The sequence below is a fragment of the Candidatus Cloacimonadota bacterium genome (assembly GCA_011372345.1).
Lineage (GTDB): Bacteria > Cloacimonadota > Cloacimonadia > Cloacimonadales > TCS61 > DRTC01.
In genome coordinates this window covers 1-3,623 of sequence record DRTC01000315.1, presented here as the reverse complement: position 1 = coordinate 3,623, position 3,623 = coordinate 1, and the positions used below count along the sequence as shown (strand labels likewise).

Annotated in this window: 3 protein-coding genes; all 3 read left to right on the top strand. The window is 35.0% G+C overall.

Going from position 1 to position 3,623, the window contains the following annotated elements:
- The first annotated feature begins 193 nt into the window (after positions 1–193).
- Positions 194–1,594 carry a hypothetical protein gene (locus ENL20_06160; protein ID HHE38137.1) on the top strand — a complete coding sequence of 467 codons (1,401 nt, stop codon included), beginning with the start codon at positions 194–196 and terminating at the stop codon, positions 1,592–1,594.
- Positions 1,595–1,825: 231 nt separating this feature from the next.
- Positions 1,826–2,209 (top strand): response regulator, encoded by a 384-nt coding sequence (locus ENL20_06155; GenBank protein ID HHE38136.1) that lies wholly within the window; start codon positions 1,826–1,828, stop codon positions 2,207–2,209.
- A gap of 224 nt (positions 2,210–2,433) precedes the next feature.
- On the top strand, positions 2,434–3,623 hold a 1,190-nt coding region (locus ENL20_06150), incomplete at its 3' end, for a hypothetical protein (protein ID HHE38135.1).

Genomic DNA, 3,623 nt, shown 5'->3' with positions numbered 1-3,623 from the left:
TTAACCACCAACTTAAGTTGGTGGTTAATGAAACAGGAAAAAGTATTAACCGTTTTAACGGTTTCTAATTTTATTGAATTTGACCTTTTTAGAGTGGACTCATTAATTATTCGTGAAAATTCAAGTTAATTCGTTTGCTTTGTCGTAGTTTTAACGAAGACAAGTGGTTTCTAATATGATAAAAGGAAAATAAATGGAACATTTAAGGATCGGCATCATCGGCAACATCGGAGTTGGGAAATCGACTCTTGTAGAAGCCGCCAGCACAAAACCTTTAAATAAAATTCTGTTGGATACGATTCCCAACAAAACAGGGGAAGAAAAAATTTACGCTTTTAAAGAAAAATTCAATCCTAAAATTCTCGATGCTTTTTATGAAGATCCTATCGCTAATGCATTTATTGCACAAATCGAATTTTTCAACGGCAGGTTGGACAGGCAGAAACAGATCGTCAGCTGCAAAGGAATCGTGCTCGAAGATAGAACTTTAGCAGAAGATTATTACATTTTCGGTTTAGCTCAGAAAATCCTTGGAAATATGAAGGAAGAGGAATTTCTCGCTTATCAGAGAACTTATAATTTAATGGTCGAAAAGATAAATCATCCGGATTTGATCGTCTACCTGAAAGCAAGTGTTCCTTCACTTCAGAAAAGAATTAATCAGCGTGGACGGGAAAGCGAAAAATCCATCCCGGAAAAGTATCTCCAACTTTTGAATGAACTCTACGAGAAATTCATTTCCCGGCATGCAATGTGTCCGGTTTTGACAATTGACGCGGATAAAGTAACGCCTTTGAAAAAATATTTGGAGGAAACGATCTGGAAAATCGCTGAAAAGATCAAAGAATTGAATCTGCGAGTCACAACTCCCGGTATCAGCGAATGGGTAACTTTACCGGAAACCGCTGCTACCTTGAAAGCGATCGATGCGGAACGAAAACTGGAGAAATATCTGACGAAAAATCCCAAACTGATCGCAATTGCCGGAAATGTTGGTCTGGGAAAATCGACTCTTGCTGCTTTGATGGAGCGGAGTCTGAATATTGGTGGCTTATATGAAGATCCGGAGCAAAATCCTATGCTCGAAAAATTCCTAGGAAATAAAGCAAAATACTGTTTTGACCTTCAACTTTTCTTTCTGAAAATGCGTGCAGAACTGCAGAAAAAAGGGAAAAGCGGGAAACAAAGTTTCGTGATGGATCGCTCTCTTCCGGAAGACTTGCTCATTTTTTGTTATCAATTCCAGAAAGACGGATATCTGACCAATAACGAACTCGATTCTTTAACAGCAGAATTCAAAAAAACTACTGCTGAAATCCCGCGAACCGATTTGATAATTTTATTAAAAGGAAATCCTGATCTTGCCTGGAACCGTATCCAGCAAAGAGGTCGGGAAATGGAGATCGAAGGCGGCTGGAGCAGGAGTGAAATCAAAGCACTTTCCTTCTGGTATGAATCTTATGCGGAAGATGTCCGGAAATTCGGATTTCATCAAAACCAAATTCTGGAAATCAATGTCGAAAAACTGGATTTTACCAACAGGATCCATGTCGGTTATATTTTTGAAGGGATCTATAATGCTTTGAAAAAGTGATTTGAGACACTCGAATCATGTATGTCTCAAATATGACTCAAAGCGAAATTGATAGAATTAAATACTTTTTATAAAATCTAATAGAATTTGATTCCATAATTTTCTATTAACTTCTTATATTCCAAATCAATACAAATAATTGCATCCACTCCTCTAATCATTCATTTGATTGGCATATATATTGCAAATTCATCTGATATAAATTGATCTGAATCAGGAAGGAGGTTCGAGATGTATTCGATCTTGGTCATTGAAGATAACAAAGACACCCAGTTTCTGATATCGACCATACTTCGTTTCGAGGGATACGATACAATTACTGTTGATAATGGTTATAGTGCACTTGAACAAGTTAAGAAGAATTTACCTGATATGATCTTATCTGATATCGGACTTCCCGGATTGAACGGACTCCAGGTTCTAGAAGAATTAAAGAAGATCAATGAAAATATTCTGGTTATTATGATGACTGCCAATTCCAATTCGGAAAAAGAGGAAAGAGCAAAAGAACTTGGTGCGTTCGAGTATATAAAAAAACCATTCGATAATAAAAAATTCATCTCAACAATCAAACATGCATTGGAATACAAGCATCAAAATTTTCAATGTGCCTGATTTAAATAATATATCTTCTATTTTATAACCTTTTGAAATTGTTATTCTGAATTATTTATTCCTTTTTTTTTGAGGAATCAACAACCTTAGATTCTCAATAGCAATACTTAAGTAGATTTTTCGTTTGACACTTATTTTCATAAGAAATTATTTTAACCAAGTTTTTAAAAAAAGTTCAGAATGATTTTCTTGTTCTGAATCAGTAAATTTTCAGGAGTTCTAAAATGAAGTCTAAACATTTATCAGTCCTTGCATTCTTGTTTTTTCAAATCCTTTTATTTTCCGAAAGCTTTGAATTTTCATTTGATACTTTCAATCTTTCTCAAGAAGATAGAAAAGACATTATTAAAATGGAAAAAACATTTTGCGGAAATAATCCCGGTGCACCAAATCTTCCTGTAAAAGTAGTGTATTTTATAGTTCCTTTTGGAAAAGATGTGAAGAAAATCAGTTGTTCTTCAGAGCAATTTATATTAGAAGGAGAATATGACATTTCACCTGTTGTTTCCGAATATCCAACCTCTGAAATTATTTATCCAACTGAAAAAAATACAGTTATTTATTCAAAAAATCAATTCTATCCTGTAGAGAAATACAGGAAGATCGGTGTTCAGAGAAAAAATGGAGTTGATGTTTTGATCATTCAGTTATTTCCATTTCAATATAATCCGGTTACAAGAAAACTTATTCATCATAAGAAGATGGGATTGAATGTTGAATTTGCACAAAATTCTTATAGAGAAGAAGAACAGATACAAAAATTGCTGAATTATGAAAAATTGTCCGAAATTTTTTCTTCAAATAGATCAAAAAACAAATTTATGAATCAAGATGCTCTTTCAAGTTATCAGGGAAAATCAAGATACTGGAAAAACTCCAGGACTTCACTGGTTTCTTCAGATGATCCTTATGATTATATTATCATCACCAACCAGATTCTGGAAAATGAATGGTTGGAACTTGTCACTCAAAAAGAGAGTTATGGATTGAATGTAAATATCTACACAACCGAGGATATTTATGCCAATTACACTGGAAGTGATAATCCCGAGAAGATCAGGAATTTTATCATTGATGCTTACGATACCTGGTCCGGAACAGCAAATCCTCTGCAATGGATTTTACTCGGCGGCGACAGCAATATTGTAACTGCTCGTTCGGTTCGCTGTCATGGTTATTGGAGTTCGAGTTGGCATTATTACAGTATGTACACCGATAATTATTATGCCGGACTGGATGGAGATTGGAATAATGATGCTGATAGTTATTTCGGAGAAGGTGATAATGATCAAGTTCCCGACGATTTTCCGGAAACCTGGATTTTGGGAACATCCGGTGAAGAAGCAGACTGGTTTTTTGAAGTAAATATTGGCAGAGCGATTTTGGAAGATGCATCCGAAATCGATAACTGGTT